Annotated in this window: 1 protein-coding gene; it reads right to left on the bottom strand. The window is 63.7% G+C overall.

All coding sequences use genetic code 11. From position 1 onward, the window contains the following. On the bottom strand, positions 1-187 hold a 187-nt coding region (locus tag E4K09_RS02510; protein ID WP_134494956.1), incomplete at its 3' end, for a PDC sensor domain-containing protein. Positions 188-223: the final 36 nt, after the last annotated feature.

The following is a 223-nucleotide window of genomic DNA, read 5'->3' on the forward strand; positions in this document are numbered from 1 at the left end:
TCCAGTAGAAATTGGGGCTGAACCGGCCGCTCGGGTCCGAATAGGGATCCGCCAGGAACGTCTTGTCCTGCCGGTCCATGGCGTCGGGCTCGAAGGCGAGCGTCATGCCGAGGAGATTGGGCTGGACCTCCACGGCCCGCGCCAGAATCTCCGCAAGCTCGCCGCGCTCCACTTTGTAATCGTACACGATGGCTTCCGCCGTGGATCGCATGAGCGTTGCAGC

It is taken from the genome of Microvirga pakistanensis (assembly GCF_004458765.1).
GTDB classification, from domain to species: domain Bacteria; phylum Pseudomonadota; class Alphaproteobacteria; order Rhizobiales; family Beijerinckiaceae; genus Microvirga; species Microvirga pakistanensis.